Raw genomic sequence first — 26835 nt, 5'->3', positions numbered from 1 at the left:
TCGATAGTGTATCTGTAGAGTTTTATTTTTCATAATTTATTTGTCGCAGCCACTTGCGCACTGTGTTTTTGACTTTCGTATGCGTTTTCCATATTGAAGATACAAAAAAAGGCCATAATAACTCATTCGTTGATCCTATTTTTATTTGGAATAAAATACGTTGCATTTATACCCGTTGTACGAATAACAACAGTCCCGCTTTCTGAAAGTGGAAGCAGGCGAGCACCCCACTCTCAATCCTCTCACAGGAGGAGAAAGGTCCCAGGTTACGAAATTACTAAAAAGGCGGATAAATAAAGGGCACCGAAGTATAAAACATCAAGACGTAGTACGACGATTACATTTCTTCCATCTACGATGAAGCAAGATGCCCGCTTCGTTACAAAAATACCGGTATCGGATCGTATAAAATGAATTTCAAGGAGGCATTAACGCGCTAACCAGAAGGGGAGACCTTTCCGTTTGGAACACGTCACTCCATGCGCCCTGTTAATGACTTCAGTATTATTAATATTTACGAAAGTAACAAAAACACACATTATATCAATCGTTCTAAAGCGACAGACACTTTTTTCTTAGCAGCGCGCAGTGCCACAATTCTATTTTTCTCAGCGTCAACAATTTCGTTTCTCGCGTTTGCTACGAATTTTGGATTATTCAATTTGACAGACGTTTTTTCAATATCTTGCTCGATTTTCTTTATGTCTTTTATCAAACGAGCACGTTCAGCTTCTAAATCGATCAGCTGCCCCAATGGCAAACAAAAGGTCGCCTCTCCAAAGATCAACTGCGCCGATGTGGCTGGAACTTTTTCAGAGAAACTGATCGTTTCGATACGCGCTAATTTTTTGAGAACAGCATCGTAACGCTGTAGACGTTCACGTGTTATTTCTCCTCCTTCAACGATAACGAGAGGTGCCAGCGTGGCCACCGGAATGTTCATCTCAAAGCGCACAGAACGAATTTCCGTTATGACATCGATGAGCCAATTAATATCAGACGCAGCTTCTTCATCCGAAAACGTCACTTCCGGCCACCTTGTCAATGCTAACATGTCCTGACGTTTCATGTCCGGCGTTTCTGTGAGAAGCCACAGCTCCTCCGTTATATGAGGCATGAAAGGATGAAGAAGCTTATAAACCTCGTCCAAAACCCAAGAAGCACATGCTCGGACCTCGCATTTGGCAGTCTCATCTGAACCCTGAAATATGGGTTTGAGAAGTTCCAGATACCAATCACATAATGTATTCCAAATAAAACGATAAAGCGTACTAGCAGCATCATTAAATTTATAATTTTCAATGCCATCCGTCACTTCCGAAACAGTTTTATATAACTCCGTTAGAATCCAGCGATTAAGCGTGACTTTTGCTTTTTCAGGCTTAAAAGTTGGGCTGTGCTCCACACCATTCATCTTTGCGAACCGAGTAGCGTTCCACAATTTAGTAGCAAAATTACGATAACCAGCAATACGAGAAGGATCAAGCTTTACGTCACGGCCCTGTGCAGCCATTATGGCTAAAGTGAAACGAAGCGAATCCGCGCTATATTGATCAATAAGTTCTAACGGATCGATAACATTCCCTTTCGACTTTGACATTTTCGCGCCTTTTTGATCTCTTACGAGGGCGTGTACGTAGACTATCGGAAAAGGAACCTTACCCATAAAATGGAGCCCCATCATCATCATGCGAGCAACCCAGAAAAAAATGATATCAAATCCGGTTACAGACAAAGATGTCGGATAAAAGGTTGTCAGTGCAGATGTCTTTTCTGGCCATCCAAGCGTTGAAAAAGGCCAAAGGGCTGATGAAAACCACGTATCCAAAACATCCTGATCACGGGTCAGCTTGACTGCTTCGCCATAATGGGACAACGCAGAAGCCGCGGCCTCTCCTTCGCTTTTCTCAACAAAAATCTTACCATCGGGACCGTACCAAGCCGGAATCTGGTGCCCCCACCATAATTGGCGAGAAATACACCAAGGCTGGATATTTTCCATCCAATTAAAATAGGTTTTTTTCCAGCTATCTGGGATGAACCGCGTTCTTTCTTGGCGCACAGCCTCTATCGCGGGCTCAGCCAATTTTGCAGCGTGGACGTACCATTGACTCGTTAAAAATGGTTCAACAGGAACCCCACTCCGATCTCCGTGAGGAACGGTATGTGTATGATCATCAACAGTTACCAGATACCCTCCCTCCTCCATCAAAGAAACTATCTGATTGCGCGCAACGAATCGATCGGACTGATCCAATTTTTCTACTAACCCTCTTAATTCATCCGACAAAGCCAGACCATCAAAAAAAGGCTCATTATCACGTAAAAAAATCTCAGCTCTTCGCGTAAAGACATTGATCAAACGCAAACTGTTGCGTTGCGCTACTTCAAAATCATTGAAGTCATGAGCTGGCGTAATTTTTACAGCACCACTCCCTTCTTCAGGGTTAGCATGAACGTCGCCAACGATCAACAACTTACGACCAACAAGCGGCAAAATAGCATTTTTTCCTATAAGTTTTTTATAACGATCATCTTCGGGATTAACAGCGATAGCCGTATCACCAAGCATCGTTTCTGGCCGTGTTGTCGCTATCGTTATAAAAGTTGTAGGGTCATCAGGATTGAAAACTTTACCTTCGAGCGGATACCTAAAGTGCCACAAGTGCCCTTTAACTTCTTTTTGTTCAACTTCAAGATCAGAAATAGCTGTCAATAATTTTGGATCCCAATTAACCAGACGCTTATCCTTATATATCAATCCTTGCTTATAAAGTGTGACGAAAACCTCCAGGACAGCTTGAGACAAACCTTCATCCATCGTAAATCGCTCACGCGACCAATCACACGAAACACCCAGCCGACGCAGCTGATTAGCAATAACCCCGCCAGCCTCACGACGCCATTCCCAAACGCGCTCAACAAACTTTTCTCTCCCCATTTCTTGACGCGTCGGCTCTTTACGCTCCGCAAGCTGCCGTTCAACGACCATTTGCGTCGCAATACCCGCATGGTCCATGCCGGGTTGCCATAATACATTCTCCCCACGCATTCGCTGAAACCGAACCACTATATCCTGAATCGTCGTATTCAATGCGTGCCCCATATGGAGCGATCCCGTAACATTGGGAGGCGGAAGCATAACACAAAAATGCCCAGCACCTACTTTCGAACCCGCACCCGCCTTGAAGGCGCCGCGTGCCTCCCACTTCTCCATAATCCGCTTTTCTACAGAAGCTGCGTCATAGTTTTTTTCTAACATTTTACCCACTCGCCCAGAACACTGCTAACAAACGCAATACACCACCTGAGACTTAACCAGCACCTCCCCGCAAGCCCTATGGGCCCTACGAAGCCACACTACCAAGAAAACAGAAAATACAAAAATAGTGAACAAAAAATAACTAAGGCGCTTTTTTAATCGCCTTCACAATCTCCTCGCGCAAAATATCTTCAAGCAATACAGGCAACCTAGACTGTAGCCATTCCGCTATAGCTGGGCGTAAAACGTCCTTCGCAATTTTTTCCGCAGACGAAACACAATACGCGGACAATTCAACATGGTCAGAAGCTACATTCTCTGACCGCGGCGCTAACGCCTCACCACTACTGTATCCGCTCTGTTTATGAACAGAACGTTGCTCTTCAGAAGAAATTTTCATATTCTGCTTACCCATAACCGTACCATTTTCTGTTTCTGTATTATCTTGCACTGAAGAGAAATCCTGATTTTCAGAAGAGAGGCCGATACGATCAGCTAAAGCCCTCATCGCGTCATCAACCGACAAGGTCGCATCATCCCCTCCCCCCGAAGACGCCACCGAACGATCCGCAGGAGCATTTGCCGCAATACCTTCATTTGAAAGGTAATCGGGATGCACCGCATTTTCCTCGATTATTTCACGTATGGACGTCAAAATCTCATCCATACTTGGCTCACGTAACACGCTCGAACTCTGTACCATACTTAAAACCTTTCAAAGACGCAACAACAAACAAAACCGCTATATTCACCCGCTATACTCAAATGTAAGCAAAACGGCTGCGATATCAACACACCTCTTTGTCATGAAAATGATGCTGCACAACTTTCTTCACTTTTTTATCGTATCCGGCTACCACAACTCCCCATATGCCCACCTATTGACGTATCACCTTCTTGAAAACAAAGAATATCTATGAAAAAAGGGCTAATTTGTATCCCTATCGGATATATTGAATAACCTTTAAACCTAAGTGATCCGCAGTCAGTCTACCGATGGAAGATTGAACGCTGTAACTTGCGACAACGACATTGCGCTCCGCCATAGCAAGTGCCATCTGGGCGTTGATTAACTGAGTTCGCGAATTTAAAACGTCTAACGTCGTTGCCTGCCCAACGCGATTTTCTTGAATGCGGCCCTTAAGGGCAATCTCAGCAGCACGAACACTATCACGATAAGCAATCACAGATGCACGCGCTCCTTCCAGCTGGAACCAAGCAGAAGCAAGTGCCTGCTCCGTATTACTGCGGGCCAAATCAAGCTGTAAATGGGCCTGACCAAGCTGCTCCCTTGACTGGCGAATCTGTGCAGACGTACGGCCACCTTCGAAAATAGGGACATTGAACGACAATCCCACTGACTTGGCCACGCCATCTTCTTCAAGAGCACCATGAACCCGATTGTAGGATGCACTTGCAAAAAAATCTACCTTAGGAAGCAGCGCTCCCTCTTTTGCTTTTAAATTATAAGAACTGGCATCAACCAAATGTCTCGCATAAAGAATTGCTGGATGCGTAACGACACTAATTTTATGGGCCGCATCGAGGGTTGTCGGTAACCCCCTCGCTTCCAGCGGATGTCGTAACCTCTTAGGATCAGAGCCAATAACTTGCCGATAAATCGCTTCCGCTGATTTCACATCTGCACGTGCTAGACTTAATTCTGAAACAGCTACAGAACGCGCGGCCTCTGCTTGGGATAGATCGACACGTCCTCCCTCTCCTACATCAAGCTTTGCTTTATTTGAACGCACCTGTTCTTCGAGAGCAGCCAAATTTTCCCTACGAAGATCAGCAACGCGACGAGCTTGATAGACGTTAGCATATGCTGTCACGGCCTCCAGAAACATATTTTGCTCAGCATTCCGGAGATATTCGCGCTGCGCTTTCAGTTTAATTTGAGCTGAAGAAAAAACATTCAGTGCAACAAAACCATCGAACAGCCTCTGACTAAATTTTATCCCCACGGATCCAGAAGTACTATAGGGACCCGCAAAAGGCTTATTCCGCCCATAATTTCCAACCCCCTCAATTTGTGGAAGCAGCCCGGAACGAGCGATATCAACATCATCACCAGATATGCGCACAGCCGCACGCTCGCTATTTAGCTTAGCATTATGCATATAAGCTTCAGCAAAAGCATCCATTAACGTCTCAGCATGAACCGAATTTGACACGAAAATATTCAGCATCAATAGCGAATAAACTTGAAGCCTTTTGTTTATTCCAAACACCACCGTAACCCCTAAACAATTATTGCGTATTACAACTACCTTAATTCTATAAAATAAAACAAGCACTAAAAGGTAAAATCAAACGTTTTTGAAAAATTATGGAGACGCTTTACAGAAAGATTAAAAGCACGACGAACTGAAACAATCCCACCTTCTTTAACGTAAACGCGCGCAACACCGGCATTTCCAAGCCCTTCAACTGCAACAAGACGCCCACCATCTTTCATTTGGTCAAAAATATTTTCGGGAATAAAATCGACAGCACCTTCAATAAAAATTACGTCATACGGACCATTACCAACGTATCCCATCTCTAATTGCCCATGAACTACAATGACGTTATCATACTGATCACGCTCTAAGACCTTGGTCGCTTGTTCTGAAAGCACTATGTTATCTTCTAATGCAATCACAAGCCTTGCAAGCTTTGACAGCAACGCCGCGCAATACCCACTATTAGCACCAACATCCAGAACAACATCAGACGGTTTGACGGCTGCAAGCTGCAACAATCTCGCTAAAGACGCGGGTCCCATCAAATAACGCGCTGGCAACTCACCTTGAGCTGGAAACACGACGAGATCGGCATCAAGATAGCTCAAAGCCTTAATATTTTCCGGCACAAATTTCTCACGCGGAACCGCAGAAAAAGACTCAAGCACCGATAAATCCGTCACGTCCACTGTACGAATTTGATTGTCAACCATTTTGCGGCGAAGCTCTGCAAAATCTGCAACCATGGCCAATTTTTTCCCTCATAAACAATAAAAAGTGCGAAAAAACGAACAATACAAAAATAAAAGACACTCTACTGCGAGTGTCGCAAAAAAGCACGCTACAATCAATACTAAATTCTGGCCACGCTGCGCTATTTTTAGATGAAAGAGCTTTCACCAGGGAGAAGCTGTTTACTCAAGCGCACCGGCCACTCTATGAGCTACCCTGATTTGGAATAACCGGAGGCCTCGCCCGGAATCGAACCGGGATACAAGGATTTGCAGTCCTCTGCGTAACCATTCTGCCACGAGGCCTCATAAAAAAGCATAGCACCCTCCATAAGGGAAGGAAGCACGTCCGTCAAGGTACAGGAAACCCCTTCTTACCCTTTTTCCTCTTCTTACGCAAATTACACAATTTTTGGCATTTTTTGGCATTTTTTTCAAAAAAACAATTTTCCCCTTTGCAAATTGGTATTGCTTTGCTATAGCTTGCGCAGTCGGAGGGCGAATTATTCCTCGGTAGCTCAGTGGTAGAGCAACCGGCTGTTAACCGGTTGGTCGCTGGTTCGAATCCGGCCCGGGGAGCCATCGACTTGCGGGTGATGTTTTTTTCCTTATTAATGTTTTATTGGTGCTTTCGTTATCGAAAGGTCGTTTTGTGTTGTGAGTTTCCTCATCAGGTGTTCTGGATATACCAGCGATCTTTGTAGCTAAGTGGGTTTTGGTGTAAGTGGGTGAGTCTTGGGCGAACGTGTTGTATGTGAGTTCAAGTTTTCCTCATGGAAGGTGTTCTTTCAGCGGTGTGGGTTTGTGCTGAAAGCAAAGGGGCGTTGTTTTTTGGGATCATTTAGATGGCATAGGTGCATTCACTATGCTCTTAAAAATCAGGGCGCTGATTTTTTGTTCTTAATTCTGCAGCAGGCGGTGTGGATTTATCGGTAATAAGGAGTGCTTCAGCGCATTACATTATCAGTTCAATTCAGAACCGGATTTTTTTGTATATCTTCCATTATCGCGTCAATATACCGTCCCTAGTTGGATCAGGTGAGCGTTTCTGATGGTTACGTTGAACTCCCTTCTAAATGGGAAGTGCTTATCGCCTGTGAGAAAAGTTATTTACGCCTAGAAATGCACAAATTAGGGCCTTTTTCACCGATGACAGGGTTGCCTTTTCTTCGAGACGTGCCCCAAAGAGCGCTGTCTCATATTTAGTGAGAGCTATAACGTTACGCGACGTTAAAAGATCGCGCTTTTATTGAACCAATCGGTTAGATCTACATAACCCTTTCAGCAAAAGAGTCACAAAATTATGGCGAAATAATCGGTTATACATAGGATATATCTGCTTTAATCTTTTATCCGAATCATCCAATGAAGGAGGATACGTTTCTTGTCTTATCTAAACGGTGCATCCTACAGCTTCGACCTTAAAGAAAATAGGAAGAATTAATACCTAAGATATGGCCACTGGATAACACAACTGGTTTAATGAAGCTAATTTTTCCCCTACTGATATTCAAGTAACAACGCTCGGCGGCTCTTTGAAATGTCGTTACTTTCTAGTTAATCCCACAACATCTGGTGTCTTCGCAGTGATCATAGCACACTCACGAATCGAGAATACACCTCTTCTTCAAAAAAGTGCATTCTCTTGTTAGCAAATATTTGTATTTGCTAAAGAAGACCCACCTTTCGCGTATAGCATTACGCTCATGCTACCTTCTTCACTGATTTGCGGAAATGGGGGGATTTTGTACGCTTTTCTATTACTTTCTCTTTTTTGTTTTTCTCATTTAAAGACGAAAAGTTCTTCCCCTGCGGCTGCTCGTCATCATCTTTACAGCTTAAAAATTGCTTTCGGCGCTTAAATTTTCTAGAATGGGACCCATCGTTCCTTTCTTTTTCTCTACCTTCGAGCATAAACGGGCTTTCTGGAAATTCTGCAAATTGTGCAGGAATGTCCTCGCGCACTAACTTCATACCAATCAAACGTTCTACAGCACGCAATCTTACCCGCTCTACTTCTTCATCAAAAAACGTGATAGCGTCACCGGATTTCCCATTACGTCCTGTGCGACCGATACGATGCACATAGCTCTCAGCTTCATCTGGCAAATCGTAATTAATGACGTGACTTATTTGAGGTATATCAATACCACGCGCCGCAATGTCGGTTGCCACGAGGATTCGCACCGACCCTTCACGGAAGGCTTTTAACGCGCATTGCCTAGCACCTTGTGATTTATTTCCATGTATCGTCGCGACAGAATACCCCATCTTTTTTAATTTACGTGTAACAGAATCAGCGCCATGTTTTGTCCGGGTAAAAACAATAACTGAAGTGAAACTCGGGTTTGTCAAGAGTTGACCCAAAACATTTTTTTTCTCTCTCGTGGGAACATAATACAGTTTCTGGGTAATTTCAGTGGCAGGGATACCCTGAGAGCTAACCTCTATTTTTACAGGATCACTGAGTAGACTTCTTGCAAACAGTGCAACTGCTTTCGGCATTGTCGCAGAAAAAAGCGCTGTCTGACGCTCCTCATGAAGAGATTTTACGATCCGCTGTACGTCGTTGACAAATCCCATATCCAACATCCGATCAGCTTCATCCAAAACCAAAAAGCGAGATTGGGAAAGATCAACACACTTTTCGTGGACAAGGTCTATCAAGCGTCCTGGCGTTGCTATCAAAATATCTACGCCCGCTTTCATGCGCTTAATTTGTTGAAGACGCGACACTCCTCCAAAAACAAGACAAGTTGAAAGATGCGTTTCTTTTGTAACAGAACGAATCGTTTCATTGATTTGAGCAGCCAGTTCGCGTGTAGGGACCAAAATTAAAACTCGAGCAGTTCGAGGAGAGCGCTTATTGCCTAAAGTCAAAATTTTACTCAAAATAGGTAAGCTAAAAGCCAAAGTTTTCCCGGAGCCTGTTTGTGCAATGCCCAAAATATCGCGCCCACTCAGCATCATTGGAATAGCTTGCTCCTGAATAGGCTTGGGTTCGCAAATACCAGAAATTAGCAAATTTTTGATCAAAAGTTCAGGCAAGCCCAATTTTATGAAAATATTGTCTTTATTTACACTCAAAATAAACTTTCTCCTCAGTTCAACAATAACTAAATGAGCGACGAGAAAAACTCCGCCGCCCAACAATCAGGATGATAAAGACTCGGCAATTTAGATTTGTGAAGCAGCACTTAAAACAGTGTTTCGAAACACCACAACAAAGAAACCTACAACAGAGGAAAAGGCGAACACCCCCTACCCTACGAAGAACCAACGACCTCGCTCAAACACCTTTGTTCGCACTATCATCGGGTTGAGACAAAAAAGCAAGCACTTCGAAAAAAATATTCACCGCAAATAAAGAAAGCAACACTTGAGCGGTCTATTTCTTTATTATTGTTTCCTTAGGCAAGTGCACCTTACTAAAATCAGGATAGATTTCAAGAAAAACCGGATTTTGCAAAGTTTTCTGACCCCCATAGATCAAATACCACTGCTTTTTATCAAAAATCGCTAAAGTTTTGTATTGGATGATAAGATCCTTTGTCTCAAGCGTAGTAGGGATCAAAGCGTAAAAAGTGCCATTGCCAGTTTCCAGATAATCTATGTTTTTTTCGTCTAAATGATATGCGCCGGCAGGTAAATTCCCAAACTGAGCGCGCAGCCGCTTAAGTAAACCATGACGCAAATTATCTTCTGTCGTATTCAACCGGCGGGCCATTTCTTTATAAATCCTACCAGGCATATAAGTAGAAATAATCTCAAAGTTTTTATTTTTTATAGCCTCATTCGCGCCAACGACTAAACTTGATAATTCAGACCTTTGCACTTTTGTTAGACTGGATGCGGAACTTTGTTTATTAAGATTAAAAAACAAAAATAAACACAGAACAAAATAAAAAACAGACTTCATTTTTACACTCTTGTTTCAATAGAAATTCAAATTTTTCACACGACAAAATCAAATAACACCTGATCATCGGTGATATCACGATAATGCCAACCTAATTTCTGGAATCTTTGTTTTAAAAGAGAAAAATTATCACACCCTTTTGTTTCGATTGCAACTAACACAGAACCAAAATCCCTAGCCGATTTTTTGAGATATTCAAAGCGTACTATATCGTCACCTGGAGATAATTGGGAAAGAAAATCACGCAATGCACCGGGATGTTGTGGAAAACTAAAAATAAAATACTTCCTCAGTCCCTGAAAACGCAGAGAACGCTCTTTCACGTCTTGTAAGCGCTCAAAATCGAAATTACCACCTGAGATAATGAGGAGAATTTTTTTACCTTTCAATTGATGAAAAGGAATACTGTTCAGAGCATCTATCGGCAAAGCACCTGCTGGTTCAAGAACCATACCTTCAAGATTGAGCATTTCAATCATCGTAGAACAAATTCGATTTTCAGGAACTGTAATAACAGAATCTGGGGGGAATTCTTTCAAAATTTCATAATTTAACGCGCCAATTTCAGCCACAGCAGCACCATCCACGAATGTATCAATATTGTTAAGCTTGACACGTTTTTCATTTTTAAGACAAGCGGATAAACTCGCAGCCCCCTGAGGCTCGACAAAACGAAGTTTTGTTTTCCAACCATATTCGCGTAAAAATTTACTGACGCCACTAGCAAGACCGCCTCCACCTACAGGAATGATTATAAAGTCTGGCTCATTTTCCCTATTTAACTCCTTCCACTGTAAAACGGCCTCGCATAAAACGGTTGCCTGGCCTGTAATAATGCGCACATCATCAAAAGGCGGTACCATCACGCCGCCGCTGCTAGCGACAAAAGACTGAGCAGAAGCATAACATTGATCAAATGTATTGCCAACCAAACGAATATCAACAAAGCCTCCGCCAAAAACACGTGTTTTATCAATTTTCTGCTGTGGAGTTGTCACAGGCATAAAAACCACGCCCTTACGCTTAAAATGGCGACAAACAAAGGAAACACCTTGCGCGTGATTCCCTGCTGACGCGCAAACGAGGACAGCATTTCTCGGTATCTGATCGAGTACGCTCGAAATAAAATTGAAAGCACCACGAATTTTATACGACCGCACCGGCGTTAAATCTTCACGTTTCAAATAAATCCCTGCGCCATACTTCTGACTAAGGAAACTATTTCTTTGAAGCGGTGTTTCGGCAAACACACCACGCAGAGCCGCCGTAGCTTCAGCTACGTCTTGGATGAACATATTCATTTACACCGATCATTTCGCACTCCATTAATGCTGCACACACTCTTCTTGGTGATAAAACCACACATTGTCAGCCAAAAAATTGTAGTTTAAGAGTAACCTATTATTAATTCTTGATTCAATAAAAAATATAGCTTATGAAGGTGCTTTTATCGCGGGCGTGATGAAATTGGTAAACATAGCAGACTTAAAATCTGCCGGCCTGAGGCCTTGCGGGTTCAAGTCCCGCCGTCCGCACCATGAATATGACGTCTTTCTTTTATTTTTCAGATAGTTTTTAAAAAACCCTTAGAATGGGAAACCACCTTTGGTTACAATATTGCGGTGCTTTCAGACGATATCGTGGTGACAAGATATTATTGCTAGTTTAGATATTTGATTCCAGGTAAAAAACTATTAGCTTTGCAGCTTTTCTCTCACCTTGTGGAGAGTATCATTGGGCTCCGCCTTAGGATATTTGAGCGTACAGTGACCTAATTTTTCTACATCATTATAAGTGATTAGCAAGAGCACGCTAACATACTGAGAAGCAACATTCTTTAAATCTTAGGATCCTCAACCACATAAAACAATGTGTACAACCCCTTCCCTTTCTTAAAATACAGAGGTTCTATGCAAAGAAGACCTTTTCGCCCGCGCAGGTCCCACAACGCTTCAAAAATTTCTCTACATCTAACTCAGTTAGATGTATCCTGTTTCCTCTGCTCGCTTACGCAATTTCTTTACTTAATTGCTTTATAGACTCTTTGTTAAATCGGCAGTCTATTTCATAGCATCCACTCTGATTTCTTCTGCCAATAACCGGCATTTTCAATAAATCCTGACCTATTTATGCTATTTTAAAAGAGCACAGAAGACCCACGACTAAATACATCAACATCTTGTTCAGAAATAAGCCTCTTTTGTTCACACCATTTTTCTAAGGTGATTGGTGTCGTAATAATTGTTTCTATTAATTATTATGTTTTATGTAAAATGCGATGCTAAAAACTCCAAATAAATGGAATCAATATCGTTTATTTAGATGTCTTGAATGTCATTATTTAAAAGAAGTTCTCAAGCAAGACCCATACCCACCAGAAAATGGCTCTCCATAAGGACAACCATTTAAGCTGTTTCGTTAAAATAGTTTCTTCATCTTTCCGTAGTAAAAAACCTTCTCGCCCGGACATCTTAATGATGAACAAACACGGAACAACACGGCGCGCGCGCCTAGCGTAAAAACAGAGTCAAATTATGATTTTTTTTACATTATTTTGAACAGAAAATTATGGAATAATTTAATTGTTCTGCACTGCGTTTTTTTTCGTGCACTTTCTTCAACGAATGCATTAATTATTTCTAGTAATGACGGTTCTAAAGTTTTCATATCCGAAACAAATTGCGCATAATTAATAAATGTTGCAAGTACAGAGTGCTCATTTGAATTCACCTGTTTTCTAATGCAAACAGTACAACGCAGTTTTTAATTATTTAAAAACTACTTCTTCAAATACGTAAGGTCTTGTCTAATGCCTCTACTATACCAGAAACATGAATAACAATCCCAAATATGGTGGGAAGCATCCGCTTCACAAACGATGCATTATTTTCGCATCCTGATATGCACTTACTACCTCATAAAACAATTGCTTTTCTTCTTCAGTGGACTCTTTATTTTTTTTATTTAGTATTCTAACCATGCTTCCATCAAAACTCTTACCCGATTATTATGTTTTAAAATATCTTTCGCCAGATTAGAGCTAATAGAAGGGACATCCCTCTCCTCCAGGTAAATTGACATCCAACCAACGCAAGACAAACGTTCATTTGTTGCGCACTACTTATCAAGCTCAACACGCACACTAGCATCGCTTTTTCTGTTAATTTCATTTTCTATCTCAATTCTTGTTGTGGCAGCTGCTAAGGTTTTTTTCGTCTTTTTTCGTTGCTCAGCACTTTTTCCAAAGAAAAACGCCTTCGCTAAGGCCATAAAAAAGCAGCAAAAGCCGCCATGATCGGCAAAAATCCTTCTTCACAGATCAAATCGTAAATGCTGCTCACGGAAACGTTTTCATACAAATACAATACTAACACATGCGACCACCACCGTAATAGCAGAAAAAGACCATGAGCCGGGCCTTTTCCTGTCAATAAGCACTCAAAATCTGAAAACGCACCAATGACCGGTGCAAAAACCTCTGCTTTGAAAGCTCCTGTTGGCTCTTTTTTTCAACAGCCTGATAGTTTAACCAAACGTACGAGCTCTGGCCCATAAACCAACTCCGCTTTTCGACCAACTGACAAGCCCTTGGAAACGATTTCCACCAGCCTTAGTCTACTTCTGTAATTCGGTCAGTACAGATTCATAATCGCCTGTATTAAGCTTTCTGAGCAACATCGAATTGCAAAATGCGGTCGTCCTTACGTTGTAATAAAAAGATATAAGCGCACGGGTTAAACTAACTTAAGACAGATTCTTCAACAGCATTTTCAAATAGCTTTAGTCCTCGAAGAGGAATATCTTTTGTCTCCTTTTCAGCAATACTCATCCCTTGCCAAAGGTTCTCCGGCAGCGCTGACATAACCATACCAAATTGTCCATGCACCAATGGCATCTCGACAGCCATTTAAACGCAGACCTTCCCGCTGCTTGATTAATACAAGCTTTCCCTTAGACATTTTCTGCATATTTTCTTTCCTCCATAAAAAAGCCCCGCACAAGCAGAGCTAAATCGTGTTTCAAATTAATTTCCCCCCGCATATGATGACGAAAGGATGTAAAGTCTGTTATTAAATCACAGCGTAATCCACAAACCGCACAAAGCATCGATACTGTTGTTCGTTGCACACCCCCATGAATCTCTTCCCTCAAGCATTCCAAGCCTTTTTCCGCAATCTTTGTTGACGGCAGGACTCTTTCGTTCCAAATATCATGTAAACTACGAAATGCACATTAGTTTGGTGGTTTCTACTTTCATAATCACCCCTTTTGATGAAATATTTGATGACAAAGTTAATGACACGATTCGTCAGTTATTGGATTTTTCTCTTTGAAAAAAGAAACAGCCAATCTTCCCAAGAAAACCAAGCTCTCCAACAAAGTTTAAGGCTCGCATTTTGCCGAATTTTCAGGGATATTTTTTGAATTTTGGACACAACAAAATTAGCACAGTAGTGTCATTAAATACGATTTTTTAAACCATCTAAAATAAAGGCTAAGCATATTTTATCTTGGTCTTTATAGATGTTTTTCATATCCGATAGCTAAAACTAATACCATAAGCTCTTTATCATAAAGTTATAAAGATTGCATAGTCCTATAATTTCCTAAGAAGTACCTTCACAAATTCGATAATTTCCCTCTTAAGGGTTTTACAAGATAAACAATTCCTCTCCCTGAAGCATAAAAACAGCGTTTGTAGCGATAAAAACAAAGGCCCCACCAGAAAGATGGAACCTTTTTTAAAATTTAACTCTATAAAAACTAAAATTTATAGGCTACACCAACACGAAAATCATTAGTCTTATAATCGAGCTCAACTACATCTTTAAACTTCTTTTTTCTGAAGTCCGAATAACGATATTCTGCTTGTAAAACAACGTGATCCGTCAAAGCAAAATCAACACCGCCGCCCAGAGTATAGCCAATCATTGTTTTTGTATCTTCTATCTCACTATTCAGTGGATCTGGACCTGTAATCGATACTGATAAAACGTCTTGGAAACTCCCATAAGCAATACCACCAGAAACATAAGGCATAATATAACCAAAAGGATAACCAACACGCACCCGCGTAGCACCAGTCCATTTTTGCTTTAAAGTATGATTAAAAGTTATACGACTCTCACCAACTCTTCTGTAATATCCCACAGCAGACTGGGAATCTCTACTCCCCTCGCCTATCATTGACTTTTTAATGATATCTCTTGCTATATCATCGAGTTTTTCACTCTCCTCGCCATTTTCAGCTTCGCTTGGACCCGCATCTCCTCCGGATTGGTCGGTCATGATGACAGTTTTCCTACCTTTTCTTTCAAGAAAAAGTATATCGGTATCAACCCCCAAAATGAAACCATAGCCAAGGTCAACATTAGCGCCTGCATAAAAACCACCTGAAATACCGGAAAGCTTAGGCAAATACTTCTTCTCAACCGGTTCCCACTTTTTGTTCCGACTATTTTCATCCAGCAGGACGGGGACATCAATATCACGACCAATTGCTGAAAGTTTACTTGAAAAGCCGTTAATTTGTCCTCCAAAATAAAAACCTTCCCAAGAAAAAGTAGGAGCGTCAATGATTGACGAGATAATCTGTTCGGACTTATTGGGAATCAGCATATCTGATGCCTGTGCTACAGAAACTGAAACGATAGTGAAGGCGGACACTGCTATTAAATATTTTGTATTCATAAAATTATACCTCAATGCTATTGTTTAAACATAGTAAAAATATTACACAAAACACTGCAAATTTTATGCTGCAAAATCGCACATATAATTCATGATATATAAAAATTTAATATTAGCAAACAATTTTTGACAACTCATAAGAAATCATTCATAAAAAATACTTCATACAATGGTAATTTTTTTAAATAATTTGTTACTTTATTTCAAATAATGATGCTAAATTTTCTTTTTTATAGTACAATAGATCTAAACAACATTCTACACTAATAAGTTTTATTGCAATTGAGGATATCAACAAAATAATAAAATTATTTTTATATAAAATCACTCATACTATGTCGAAACACAACTCAATAATATTACATAAATTAATAAAATATGTATGCCATTATGTAACAATATATAGCAATAAAACCGCTCTACAACTTGTACACAGAATTTATTGAAAAATTTAAATATAGAAATCTCGACATAGATGGATAAGAAATCAAAATTTTTGGCTGAAAACCGCCCACCCCCCCGAAGGAACAACTCGTATTCAGCATACGAGAAAATTCCAAAAACTAACCCTCATAGCTCACTACAAACTCCGGGATTGGTAACAGATACCCCTCCTGCTGTAAAAGAAACGTTTATAACGTAAAAAAACAAAGGTCCCACTCCAAGTGGGACCTTTTGGCGATTCGATTATGTGAGAGCTAAAATTTGTAAGCTAGACCAACGCGAAAGTCATTCGTTTTGTAATCAATATCGATGATGTCATGAAACTTCTTTTTTCCAAAATCCGAGTAACGATACTCTGCACGCAAGACGGCATTGCTCGTTACCGCAAAATCAACACCAACACCTAAAGTGTAACCTACCATCGTCTTTGTCTCATCTAATTTGATATCCAGAGCGTCTCCATCCGCAATGCCTAAAAGCGCTCCAGAAAAAGTGTCCTGAAAATGCCCATAAGTAATACCTCCGGCGAGATAAGGCATAATACAACCAGTGGAATGAGCAATACGCGCCCGCGTCGCACCGGACCATTTTTGCTTTAGAGTGTGACCAAAAGCTACACGATCGCTCTCATCCACTAATGCAACGGTTTTTGTCCCTTTTCGTTCGGATAAAAGTATATCGGTATCAACCCCAAAGATAAAATTCATACCAAGATCAACATTGACACCCGCATAAATTCCGCCTATGAAACCGGATAGGTTAGGAAGGTATTTTTCCTCGACTGGGGTCCAGTCTGAGCGCCGGTTGTCTTCGTTGAGCGGCAGGGGAGCGCCAAGGTTGCGTCCGGTAGCGGAAACTTTACCAGAAAGCCTTCCAAGCTGTGCTCCTAAATAAAAACCTGTCCAAGAGAAGGAGGTGGTGGTGACGACTGGTGGAACAATCTGCTCCGGTTGACTGGGGGTTTTTATGTCTGCTGCCTGCGCAGGAAATGCTGGTATGAGAGCAGAAATAAGTGCTGTAATCAGATGCTTTGTATTCATAAAATTATACCTCTATGCTAGTGCTCTTAAAATTATGGAAAATACACAAAACACGGAAAAATTGCGCGCGTACTCCCCTGGCGTATACGAAGATACATTGGAGTCCGATATTTCAAATAATTTTTGTCATTTCTAGGATAAAAGCGACTAAAATTTATCAAAAAATTTGAAACTAGGTCCATCAATAGGAGCCATCGTGTCCTCTTTTCAAAACACCATGTCATCGAGCGTTTTTATTTAATTTATTGTGAGGCAATGGGGTAAAATTAATCTGTAATACATTAAAGAGCTTCAAAAAACGCTACGGGCCCCCTTCACACGCCGTCATCTATCAAACATGCCATAAGCGCGTTGCGAAAAATGAAGTAGAATAAAAGCGATATTTTTTAATTTTCAATAAAAATCCTCATAAATGCGTTAGCCTTACAGACGCTATGATATACTCTAACTGAGGCAATAAAACCCATATTAAAGATGCTGAAAATTGAATCGTCTACCAAAAAAGCACCTAACAGCTCTATGAAAAAACACACATTTTCAAATCCAATGAAAAGTAGTGTGCCTATTTATAATTCAACTTCAACGCTAAATTTTGCAAAAAAGCACATAACTCCCCCTCGCCCCCAATACTGTTAATGAGCAAGTACAAAACTGTACACCCCTCGTAAACCTCAGCGCACGACAGAATTATCATACTATTTTATTTAAAAAGTGCCTTGCCATCGCTGATTTCTATATTATCTTCCGCCATTATTGCAAAACGATCTTTATTTGGGAAAGTGATAAAACAACCATTCATGCAAATTATAATGATTTGATTACTGCCTAGAGAAATATTTGAAATCGTACTTCCCTCAACGATTATGAGCGGCTGTACCTTAGAGTCAGTATTTTTCACGGTTGCTGCAGAAGTTGTCGTAGTCAAGATATCCAACAACGTAACCGCAATAAAAGTGTACGCACATTTTAGCATTCCAAAATACCTTCTTCAGCAAAACGTTTATGTAGTACAAAGCGAAGAGCATTAGACACCGTAGAAGTAGAAGTGATATTAGGCACATAAACAGCCAAAGTAAATGAAAATTTCTTACTGTCAAATGCAGTGAAATTTACCTGCGGCGCAGGATTTTTTAGGATTCCCTCCGTAGAAGAAGCGATTTCCAATAAAATCTCAACAACACGCTCCGGAGAGATATTAGATGAAACAGTAACAGGGATATCGACTCTTCCCATTTTACTGCGCCGAGTCCAATTAATTACATTATTGTTGATAAGGCTTGAATTAGGAATAATGACCGTCTTGCGTTGAAATGTTTCAAGCTCAGTCGCGCGCACATTTATACGTTTGACAACACCACCTACTGACCCAGATTCTACGTAATCTCCCAGTTTAAAAGGCCTACCAACCAAAATAATGAGCCCAGATACAAAATTTTGGACAATATTCTGCAAACCAAAACCTATACCAAGCGAAAGCCCGCCGGCAATAAGCGCAAAATTCCTGAGATCCAGGCCTGCTGTTGATAACCCTATCAAAGCAGATACAACCACACCACCATAATTTATGACTGTTTTAATAGAGTTACGGACACCAGAATCAAATTCTCCACGCACCAACACCACGTCATCTATCCAACTGATGAATTTGCGTATGAGGAAAAAGCAAACAGCAAACGCACAAATTCCCGTCGCGATAGAAATTAAAGAAACAGACACATTTCCAATCTGAAAACCAACGATTAGCTGCCACAATATTGCTCTTAAATCAGAATACGAAAGCCCGAATTGCATAAGAAGCGGAAGTGTACAAGACACGATGACGACCAAATTAAGAAAAACGCTTATGACTATCCCTAATTGATCCATGGTTTTGTTTTCTAGATGCAACCGCTGCATCAAAGCGTGGCCGATATTTGTTTTTACAAATTCACCTTTAGATCCGATGGCCTTGGTGCTCTTCAGTCCCAAATACATCAAGACCAAGAATGCACCACCAACAACAATCTGCTGCATAATGAAGTGCGCTAAGCCTATGTAACCCAAAATATCTGTTACGATGAGCAATAACCCCAGCGCAACAACCGGAATGCGTATATAAAATGGCCAAAACAGCAGCTCTTTTTTTTCATCTTGGTACCCATGCCTAAAGCGCAGAGGCACGAATGAGATCGCAAACAACAACATTGCTACGAGAAAAACAGTAATAAAACCCTTAAAAATCGTTAAAAAAGGAGATATGAAGACTACTTGATAAACACTATCAAGAACAGCATCAAATGCTAAAATTACACCTAGGGTAGTAAGCAACATCACCAGCTGACTCGCCGCTGATGGCGCAATCTCCAAAAGACGCATACCCTCCGTCTTCGATGACAAAAGGACAGAAGCTAGGCGATTTATCAGGAAAACTAAGATAATTTGATGTCCGACAGTGTGAAATACCGTTGTCAGCTTTTCTCGCTCCAAGCCGAAACTATGGAACAAGAAAAATGTGAAATAAACGCAAAAAGCGCATACAAGCGAAGGCAAAAGAATTGAAATAAAAGCAATCAGTAGACGCTTTAAATAGGATGTTTCCTTGTTATCCTCAGCAACACGCCGATGCATACGTGCAAGAGCCTTACGAGAAAAGAACGCAAGGCCAAAAGCAGAAACAATTGGAATGAAAACAGAGGAGAACAACTGCAGCGGTTTAAAGTAAAATACGACTTCCCACCAAGAACTAAAGAGCAAAACAAAATCAAATACAGCTTCTTTGTTTTTTTCAACAAACTGTCTGATCATCTCCATCGAAAATTCAGACCTATACGTGAGTGTGCGCTTTAAAAGTTCTCGAGATTGAGAGATAGTGAGTTCTGCTATCTTATTTGTAGACAGAAATATTTCCTCAAAACGCAGAACTACGCTATTAATCTTAGCTTTTTGGCTCAGCAGGCTATTACGCTTTTCGATCTGAATCTTCGAGTTTTTTGAGTCATCACCAAGCTCTTCCAACTGTACGAGAAGTGAGTTGATATCATTGAGGGGAGCTCGTAGAACAAATGCTCCCTCTATAGCGCGCTTACTAATACCTCTTGCCCGTGACCGAAGATCTGCCAAAGCAGCCTCATCTTCCGATTTACTCTCGAAGTCTTTTTTTAAAACTTCCTTATCGTGCTCAAGAACCTTAATTACGGAATATTGCTTCTGAATAATTTCATTAATCGAATGTGCAGTAGTTGATTGTCTAACAGGCACATCCTGCGGAACAGAAGTCTCCGCTTTGCAAGAAAAAAACGCGACGATAATTAAAAAAGTAAAGAAAGGAACACGTAACTTTTTTCCAAAAAATGAATGCATACTCACCCTTAAATATAAATGCGACAGTTCACTCTCCTAAATATGCCATGAAGAAAATATTTTCAACTTTTGCGAGTAATATTTAAAAGCTCTCTTTTATACAATAATGTCGATAAAAATGAAATGAAATCTATGAGACGGGAAGGACAATTTAGCATATTTTTTTCGCCTCATATCGCAGAGAAGTTTTTCTCCGGTTTATTATTGGACTTATCTAGACTTCTTTTTGAAATTTTAGCACATTGTTTGGCAAGTGATACAAAAAACGAAACTGTTTGATAAAACAATCGCGGGCAGAAATATTGCATTTGACTCCAAAATTGAACACAGCCAACTAAACTAATAAAATATTATAACAGCTAAGTGTTACAATATTTGTGAGAAACCCCACTCACCGGTTTCATACGGAATATATTCTGCTTATCAGTGGTAATTCAAACGCAATACCTTTTAATTAAGCTTGCTCACCCTACAATTTTTGAACTATAAGACTATTATTCCATGTTGTTTTCACCTTTAACTTCAACGATTATTAAATTGCATATTAGCGGAATATATCATGCGTACACCTGGTTGGCTGACCGCCCTTTGTTGTTTCATTCTCTTAGGCAGCATATACATTGCCTTACCCAATTTATTTTCGCAAAAGCGAGTTCAAACTTCGAGTTTTTTACCAGACACTCGTGTGACGCTCGGACTTGATCTTCAAGGAGGGTCTTCTCTTTTACTTGAGATAGATACTGAAGCCCTAAAGCGCGATCAATTACGCACCGTTTTGAGCAACGTACGCAATACACTACGTGAAAAACGAATACACACGTCTAGCATTCGTATCATAGAAGACAGTGTAGTTGCCGTTATTTCTGACCCGGCACAAAATGAAAAAGCTATCTCTGCTTTAAAAACTCTGATAGCCCCCGTATACGCTGGTTTTGGCACGGCGACCAACAATATTATCATCAGCACACAAAATGAAGCTGTTCACGTATCGCTAACTGAATCCAGCATAAAAGATCGCATCAACAATGCTGTTGAACAGAGCCTAGAAATCATTCGTCGTAGAATAGACCAAGTTGGTGTCGCAGAACCGGCTATCCAAAAGGTAGGGGATAATCGTATCATGGTTCAATTGCCTGGTTTGCAAGACCCAAGGCAGTTGCGCAACCTTTTAGGAACCACTGCTAAGATGACCTTCCATCTCGTTCCCCCCAATGTAGATATAAGAAACCCGCCCGCGGGTGTTTCAATCCTTCCCGGATACACTGATGAAGGACAACTTTATGCAATTTACGACCAAATTGCTCTAGATGGAAATGTTCTTAAGGATGCTCGCGCAGGTTTCGATCCGCAAATTCCTGGACGTCCTATTATATCATTTACTATGAACTCTGCTGGTTCAAAGATATTTGCTGATATAACACGGAAAAATATTAATCGCCCCTTTGCAATCGTTCTTGATAACAAAGTTTTGACGGCTCCTGTTATCAATAGCATCATCCCAAATGGTCAAGGCCAGATCACGGGAAGCTTCGATTCTCAGGAAGCATCCACTTTAGCTGCCCTCCTGCGAGCTGGTGCCTTACCTGTGCCGCTAACCGTAATTGAGGAAAGAACCGTGGGTCCAAACCTTGGGGCGGATGCCATCCAGATGGGACTTTACACGGGGATTACGGGATTTGTTCTTGTCGCAGTTTTTATTTTTCTTCTATACGGCGCGTGGGGAATTATTGCGAATATAGCATTAGTGCTGCACACCATCTTGACATTTGCTGCATTGAGTCTTCTGGGTGCTACACTCACATTACCCGGTATAGCTGGTATTATTTTGGGTATCGGCATTTCAGTTGATGCCAATATTTTAATTAATGAGCGTATCCGTGAAGAAAGTAGAAAAGGTATGAGTGCTTTTGCTGCCTTAGATCATGGATTTAAGCAAGCCTTTTCAACCATTATGGATGCAAATGTTACTGCAATTATTGCAACCATTTTACTTTTCTGGTTTGGCACTGGTCCCGTGCGTGGTTTTGCTGTAACAATGCTGCTTGGTGTCATCATCTCCATGTTTACCAATATCACTATCGTGCGTATAATTATGACTTGGGTGATCCGCAAATGGAAAATAAAAACTTTACATTTTCATTCTGTTTTCAACGTTTTTTCAAAAAATACAGCCTTCCAATTTATGAAGTCGCGATTTATCGGTATTGGTGTATCAATTGTTTTGTCATTTGCTTCGGTTTTTTTGTTTTTTAAACCTGGATTAAACTTTGGAATTGATTTCATTGGCGGTAGCCAAATGATTATCACCACCAAGACGCCGACAAATTTAGCAGTCTTACGTTCAAAGCTTTCTACGCTCGATGTCGGTGAAGTTACATTACAAAATATCGATAATGTAAACACAACTTTAATCCGGGTTCAAAGACAAAATGGCGGCGAATTACAACAAACAGACGCAATTGAGAAAGTTAAAACAGCTATACAAGATATCTACCCGGATGCTGCATTTGACCAAATAGAAGTCGTTGGTCCTAAAGTTTCAGGTGAGCTCGCTCTAACTGCATTTACTGCTGTTATTTTAGCAGCAATCGCTATGTCGCTTTACATATGGTTGCGCTTTGAATGGTTCTTTGCGGTAGGAGCAATTGTTACACTTATCCTAGATACTACAAAAATGGTTGGTTTTTTTGCTTTGTTTAAACTCGATTTTAATTTGACTGCTATTGCTGCTCTTTTAACAATCGTCGGGTATTCTATTAATGACAAGGTTGTTGTCTATGATCGGATGCGCGAAAATATGCGGCTCTACAAGAAAATGCCACTACGTCAGTTGATAGATACCTCAATTAATCAAGTTCTTGTTCGTTGCCTTTTTACTTCAGCCACTACGGTTTTGGCCATGCTGCCCATGGCAGTATGGGGCGGAAGCGCTGTTCATAATTTTGCATTTCCTATGGTTGTTGGGATTGTTGTCGCAACGTCGTCCTCTATTTTCATCGCAGCCCCTATTTTACTGCTGCTCAAAAGTTGGTGGAATGAACGAAATCACCGTATAAACGTTAAATAAAAATGAAAATATCGCATTAGTTCGCGTGGCGGTATATCATTACTTAACTTGTCATACGGGCTTTCATTCATTCAGACTAATTTATTTTTGAAGAGAGAGTCTCGCACAACATGCTCCATGATACGCCACTTATTACAACGATCGTCGCGGGTTTGTGCTTGGCATTTTTTCTGGGGATGATTTCTAACCGTTTGCGTATCCCACCGCTCATCGGATATTTGTTGGCTGGTGTTATTGTGGGACCCAACACAGGCGGATTTAAAATAGATTCTGCTATCATTAATCAACTAGCCGAAATTGGTGTAATTCTGCTGATGTTTGGTGTTGGATTAAATTTTTCAATCAGAGATCTTTCATCGGTCAAAGCTATTGTCATCCCTGCAGCCATTGCGCAAATGGCATTTTCTACTTTTCTTGGCTTTCTCCTCGGCCTGATCATGGGATGGGGGGCCAGCGCCAGCTTAATCTTTGGTTTTGCATTATCGACAGCAAGTACTGTCATTTTACTGCGTACCCTACAAGAGCGCCACCTCATTGAAACAGAAAAAGGACGCATCGCTGTTGGTTGGTTGATTATCGAAGATCTCGCTATGATTTTTATACTTGTCCTCATACCACCATTAGCAAATATCTTCGGCGATGCAAAAAAAGAAGCAGTTGACCCTCTCGTTCAATGGTTAGATCTGAATATCGAGGGGGTTTTTGCACTCACTATTCTAAAAATTGTTATATTTATTGCTCTCATGCTTATCATCGGGCGACGCGTTATCCCGTGGTTATTAAAAATAAGTGCACAATCAGGATCACGCGAATTATTCCGTCTCAGTGTTTTTGCTATTGCACTGGGAGCAGCTTTCGGAGCAGCCCATTTGTTTGGTGTTTCTCTTTCTCTTGGTGCGTTTTTCGCCGGTCTGATTATGAGTGAATCAGAATTAAGTCACAGCGCAGCAGAGGAATCCCTACCCCTAAGAGATGCATTCTCTGTCCTCTTTTTTGTTTCTGTGGGGATGCTATTTGAGCCAGGAAAAATGTTAACCAATTTTTTTCCTCTCTTAGCAACACTGTTAATTATTGCAATAGGCAAATCCCTTGCCACTTTTTTCATCGTTAAAGCTTTTCGCTATTCTAACGGAACAGCGTTAACCCTTTCGGCCGGCTTTGCTCAAATCGGAGAATTCTCTTTTATCCTTGCAGGGATAAGTTCAAGCTTCGGACTACTTAATAACAACGCCCATGAATTAATCCTAGGAGGTGCACTTCTCTCTATTTTTCTCAACCCCCTCATTTTTATCGTCTGTGACAAACTTCAAAAACGTCTAGAGACACTTGATGATATTAACATAAAAGATATTGAACAAGAATTTTTACAAACAACCTCAAAAACAAATCATATCGTGGTTATTGGTTATGGCTATATTGGTCGATGTGTTGCGTTATCTTTAATGGAGAGGGGTGAACCTGTAGTGGTGATAGAAGAATCGAAAAGCCTTTCTGATAAAGCAATCGTGGATGGAGTTGAAACAATCTTTGGCAACATCATTACAAGAGAGGTAATAGACGCGGCCAATGTGCGTAACGCACGAAAAATAATCATCACGATGTACAATAATACCGAAGTGGGACGATGCATAATCAATATATGTAGTATCAAAAAAGATGCCCCAATCATTACCCATGCATTATCTGATTTGGAAACAGCTTATTTCATTGATTTAGGAACAGATATTGTTGTAGTGAAAGACGATGAAGAAATCGCTAATGGTATTATTGAACATATAACAGGACAGAAATCTACGTTTAATAAAAACAATAATGAATTCAATTTGTAAAAAATGTAGACGAGGATGAAAGTGGATAAAAAAGCATGAAAATAAGGAATTTTATATGGCCATTTATTGGTATCTTAGCAATGCTGGTATCTGTCCGCATTCTCTATCTGAAGTTGTCTGCTATTTCTTTCAGCGATGTATTAGCGCGCTTGAACGGTTTAAGTGCACAGCACTGGCTGTTAGCTTTTTTGTGTTCTCTCTTGGCTTATGCAGCCCTTGCTGGATATGATCGAATTGCTTTGCAACATCTTGGTCATAAAATTTCTTGGATTTTTATCGCCATATGCTCATTCACCACCTACGCGCTCTCGCACAACATTGGTGCTTCAGTTTTTTCTGGCGCAGTTGTACGCTACCGCGCCTATAAAATGAAAGGGTTAGATGGGGCGGAAATTGCAATACTCGTGGGATTTTGCTCTTTTACCTTCATAATAGGCACAGTTTTACTTTCTGGTATCGTTTTGCTTCTGCAACCTCAAATTATAACCATCATTTATAGCGACCTTCCTGAATGGCTTGGGACTATGGTCGGTGCAATCTTGCTTAGCTGTGTAGCACTCTACAGTTTCGGGAGCTGGCTTCAGTTAAAGCCTCTACGCCTGGGTAAAAAAATTCAGCTTTCTTATCCGCGGCTGAAAATAGTTGTTCAACAACTGCTGATCAGCCCCTTAGAAATCTTAGGAGCAGCGGGGATTATATATTCTGTACTTCCAAACGACGTGGATGTTTCTTTTATTTCTGTGCTCGGCGTTTTTCTTGCATCTTTCACTGCAACCCTCCTCTCTAATGCTCCAGCAGGAGGAATTGGCGTTCTTGAAGCTTTGTTTGTAACAGGCATGCCCAATTTAGACCCGGCCGATGTCATAGTAGCACTTATAGTATTCAGGATGCTTTATTTAATTATACCATTTATTATCTCATTATTTGTTGTGGTAATTTTTGAAATTCGTCAATATTGGAAACGAACACAACAAACACCGCTTGAATAAAAAAGAGGAATACGCTGTCTTTCGCCGGTGTTGTATGGAGGATGATGTCGGTGTTGTGGTGAGGTTTTACTTCATGTGAAGGATAGTATAAAAATGCTGATATCGTAATTTTCGTAATTCAGTGAGTTTTTTCCTGTGCAAATCCGTTGGGTTACAATACCAGAGAAATATGCGGCGCTTTGTTTTTTTTGATAAATTTTTCTGTTGGCTTAGCCGAAAGATTGTATAAGAAATAAAGAAAATTTTTAAAGAGCCAATGCTGCTAGCCTGCATACAAAACGTAAATCACAGTCATT

At 40.7% G+C, this 26835-nt stretch carries 15 protein-coding genes, 3 tRNA genes and 1 pseudogene; 5 read left to right on the top strand and 14 right to left on the bottom strand.

Going from position 1 to position 26835, the window contains the following annotated elements:
* Positions 1 to 538 precede the first annotated feature (538 nt).
* The 5 genes from WCP75_RS02000 to WCP75_RS01980 all read right to left on the bottom strand — a co-directional run bounded on the left by WCP75_RS02000 (position 539) and on the right by WCP75_RS01980 (position 6527).
* Positions 539 to 3262 carry a valine--tRNA ligase gene (locus WCP75_RS02000; protein WP_336276596.1) on the bottom strand — a complete coding sequence of 908 codons (2724 nt, stop codon included), beginning with the start codon at positions 3260 to 3262 and terminating at the stop codon, positions 539 to 541.
* A gap of 142 nt (positions 3263 to 3404) precedes the next feature.
* Positions 3405 to 3965 (bottom strand): DUF2497 domain-containing protein, encoded by a 561-nt coding sequence (locus WCP75_RS01995; protein WP_336276573.1) that lies wholly within the window; start codon positions 3963 to 3965, stop codon positions 3405 to 3407.
* 238 nt (positions 3966 to 4203) lie between these two features.
* Positions 4204 to 5454 carry a TolC family outer membrane protein gene (locus WCP75_RS01990; protein WP_336276595.1) on the bottom strand — a complete coding sequence of 417 codons (1251 nt, stop codon included), beginning with the start codon at positions 5452 to 5454 and terminating at the stop codon, positions 4204 to 4206.
* A gap of 107 nt (positions 5455 to 5561) precedes the next feature.
* Positions 5562 to 6236, bottom strand: coding sequence for a protein-L-isoaspartate O-methyltransferase family protein (locus tag WCP75_RS01985; RefSeq protein ID WP_336276572.1), 675 nt, complete (start codon positions 6234 to 6236; stop codon positions 5562 to 5564).
* A 220-nt stretch (positions 6237 to 6456) separates the two neighbouring features.
* Positions 6457 to 6527 (bottom strand) — tRNA-Cys (locus tag WCP75_RS01980).
* 201 nt (positions 6528 to 6728) lie between these two features.
* On the opposite strand from WCP75_RS01980, the gene WCP75_RS01975 reads away from it, so the two are divergent.
* A tRNA-Asn gene (locus tag WCP75_RS01975) sits at positions 6729 to 6803 on the top strand.
* Between the two features lie 1122 nt (positions 6804 to 7925).
* Here WCP75_RS01975 and WCP75_RS01970 read toward each other — a convergent pair.
* The 3 genes from WCP75_RS01970 to ilvA form a co-directional block, all read right to left on the bottom strand.
* Positions 7926 to 9308, bottom strand: coding sequence for a DEAD/DEAH box helicase (locus WCP75_RS01970; protein ID WP_336276571.1), 1383 nt, complete (start codon positions 9306 to 9308; stop codon positions 7926 to 7928).
* 301 nt (positions 9309 to 9609) lie between these two features.
* Positions 9610 to 10140, bottom strand: a complete 531-nt coding sequence (locus WCP75_RS01965; protein WP_336276570.1) for a hypothetical protein — start codon at positions 10138 to 10140, stop codon at positions 9610 to 9612.
* 35 nt (positions 10141 to 10175) lie between these two features.
* Entirely contained in the window at positions 10176 to 11441 is a 1266-nt protein-coding gene (ilvA, locus tag WCP75_RS01960) for a threonine ammonia-lyase IlvA (protein WP_336276569.1), read from the bottom strand.
* A gap of 151 nt (positions 11442 to 11592) precedes the next feature.
* On the opposite strand from ilvA, the gene WCP75_RS01955 reads away from it, so the two are divergent.
* Positions 11593 to 11678, top strand: a tRNA-Leu gene (locus WCP75_RS01955).
* A 1579-nt stretch (positions 11679 to 13257) separates the two neighbouring features.
* Here WCP75_RS01955 and WCP75_RS01950 read toward each other — a convergent pair.
* The 6 genes and pseudogenes from WCP75_RS01950 to WCP75_RS01925 all read right to left on the bottom strand — a co-directional run bounded on the left by WCP75_RS01950 (position 13258) and on the right by WCP75_RS01925 (position 20654).
* Positions 13258 to 13410 carry a hypothetical protein gene (locus WCP75_RS01950; protein ID WP_442894937.1) on the bottom strand — a complete coding sequence of 51 codons (153 nt, stop codon included), beginning with the start codon at positions 13408 to 13410 and terminating at the stop codon, positions 13258 to 13260.
* Between the two features lie 81 nt (positions 13411 to 13491).
* Positions 13492 to 14108, bottom strand: a pseudogene (locus WCP75_RS01945) (lysozyme).
* 796 nt (positions 14109 to 14904) lie between these two features.
* Positions 14905 to 15831 (bottom strand): outer membrane protein, encoded by a 927-nt coding sequence (locus tag WCP75_RS01940; RefSeq protein WP_336276568.1) that lies wholly within the window; start codon positions 15829 to 15831, stop codon positions 14905 to 14907.
* Between the two features lie 698 nt (positions 15832 to 16529).
* Positions 16530 to 17315, bottom strand: a complete 786-nt coding sequence (locus WCP75_RS01935; protein ID WP_336276567.1) for an outer membrane protein — start codon at positions 17313 to 17315, stop codon at positions 16530 to 16532.
* 700 nt (positions 17316 to 18015) lie between these two features.
* Entirely contained in the window at positions 18016 to 18288 is a 273-nt protein-coding gene (locus tag WCP75_RS01930; RefSeq protein WP_336276566.1) for a hypothetical protein, read from the bottom strand.
* Positions 18282 to 20654 carry a mechanosensitive ion channel family protein gene (locus WCP75_RS01925; protein WP_336276565.1) on the bottom strand — a complete coding sequence of 791 codons (2373 nt, stop codon included), beginning with the start codon at positions 20652 to 20654 and terminating at the stop codon, positions 18282 to 18284. The genes WCP75_RS01930 and WCP75_RS01925 overlap by 7 nt, the downstream gene beginning before the upstream one ends.
* A gap of 559 nt (positions 20655 to 21213) precedes the next feature.
* Between WCP75_RS01925 and secD the strand changes: the two genes are divergently transcribed.
* From secD to WCP75_RS01910, 3 genes are all read left to right on the top strand, one after another.
* On the top strand, positions 21214 to 23721 hold the full coding sequence (secD, locus tag WCP75_RS01920) for a protein translocase subunit SecD (RefSeq protein WP_336276564.1): 2508 nt from the start codon (positions 21214 to 21216) through the stop codon (positions 23719 to 23721).
* A gap of 110 nt (positions 23722 to 23831) precedes the next feature.
* Positions 23832 to 25550, top strand: coding sequence for a cation:proton antiporter domain-containing protein (locus WCP75_RS01915; RefSeq protein ID WP_336276563.1), 1719 nt, complete (start codon positions 23832 to 23834; stop codon positions 25548 to 25550).
* A 35-nt stretch (positions 25551 to 25585) separates the two neighbouring features.
* Positions 25586 to 26539, top strand: coding sequence for a lysylphosphatidylglycerol synthase transmembrane domain-containing protein (locus tag WCP75_RS01910; RefSeq protein WP_336276562.1), 954 nt, complete (start codon positions 25586 to 25588; stop codon positions 26537 to 26539).
* The last annotated feature ends 296 nt before the right edge of the window (positions 26540 to 26835 follow it).

This window comes from Bartonella numerosa, assembly GCF_037070845.1.
GTDB lineage: Bacteria > Pseudomonadota > Alphaproteobacteria > Rhizobiales > Rhizobiaceae > Bartonella.
This window is presented reverse-complemented; position numbering and strand designations above follow the sequence as displayed.

Excerpts from the sequence above, each read along its gene's own strand:
- WCP75_RS02000 (WP_336276596.1), bottom strand. The coding sequence starts at position 3,262 with ATGTTAGAAAAAAACTATGACGCAGCTTCTGTAGAAAAGCGGATTATG.
- WCP75_RS01995 (WP_336276573.1), bottom strand. The coding sequence starts at position 3,965 with ATGGTACAGAGTTCGAGCGTGTTACGTGAGCCAAGTATGGATGAGATT.
- WCP75_RS01990 (WP_336276595.1), bottom strand. The coding sequence starts at position 5,454 with ATGCTGAATATTTTCGTGTCAAATTCGGTTCATGCTGAGACGTTAATG.
- WCP75_RS01985 (WP_336276572.1), bottom strand. The coding sequence starts at position 6,236 with ATGGTTGCAGATTTTGCAGAGCTTCGCCGCAAAATGGTTGACAATCAA.
- WCP75_RS01965 (WP_336276570.1), bottom strand. The coding sequence starts at position 10,140 with ATGAAGTCTGTTTTTTATTTTGTTCTGTGTTTATTTTTGTTTTTTAAT.
- ilvA (WP_336276569.1), bottom strand. The coding sequence starts at position 11,441 with ATGAATATGTTCATCCAAGACGTAGCTGAAGCTACGGCGGCTCTGCGT.
- WCP75_RS01950 (WP_442894937.1), bottom strand. The coding sequence starts at position 13,410 with ATGGCCTTAGCGAAGGCGTTTTTCTTTGGAAAAAGTGCTGAGCAACGA.
- WCP75_RS01940 (WP_336276568.1), bottom strand. The coding sequence starts at position 15,831 with ATGAATACAAAATATTTAATAGCAGTGTCCGCCTTCACTATCGTTTCA.
- WCP75_RS01935 (WP_336276567.1), bottom strand. The coding sequence starts at position 17,315 with ATGAATACAAAGCATCTGATTACAGCACTTATTTCTGCTCTCATACCA.
- WCP75_RS01930 (WP_336276566.1), bottom strand. The coding sequence starts at position 18,288 with ATGCTAAAATGTGCGTACACTTTTATTGCGGTTACGTTGTTGGATATC.
- WCP75_RS01925 (WP_336276565.1), bottom strand. The coding sequence starts at position 20,654 with ATGCATTCATTTTTTGGAAAAAAGTTACGTGTTCCTTTCTTTACTTTT.
- secD (WP_336276564.1), top strand. The coding sequence starts at position 21,214 with ATGCGTACACCTGGTTGGCTGACCGCCCTTTGTTGTTTCATTCTCTTA.
- WCP75_RS01915 (WP_336276563.1), top strand. The coding sequence starts at position 23,832 with ATGCTCCATGATACGCCACTTATTACAACGATCGTCGCGGGTTTGTGC.
- WCP75_RS01910 (WP_336276562.1), top strand. The coding sequence starts at position 25,586 with ATGAAAATAAGGAATTTTATATGGCCATTTATTGGTATCTTAGCAATG.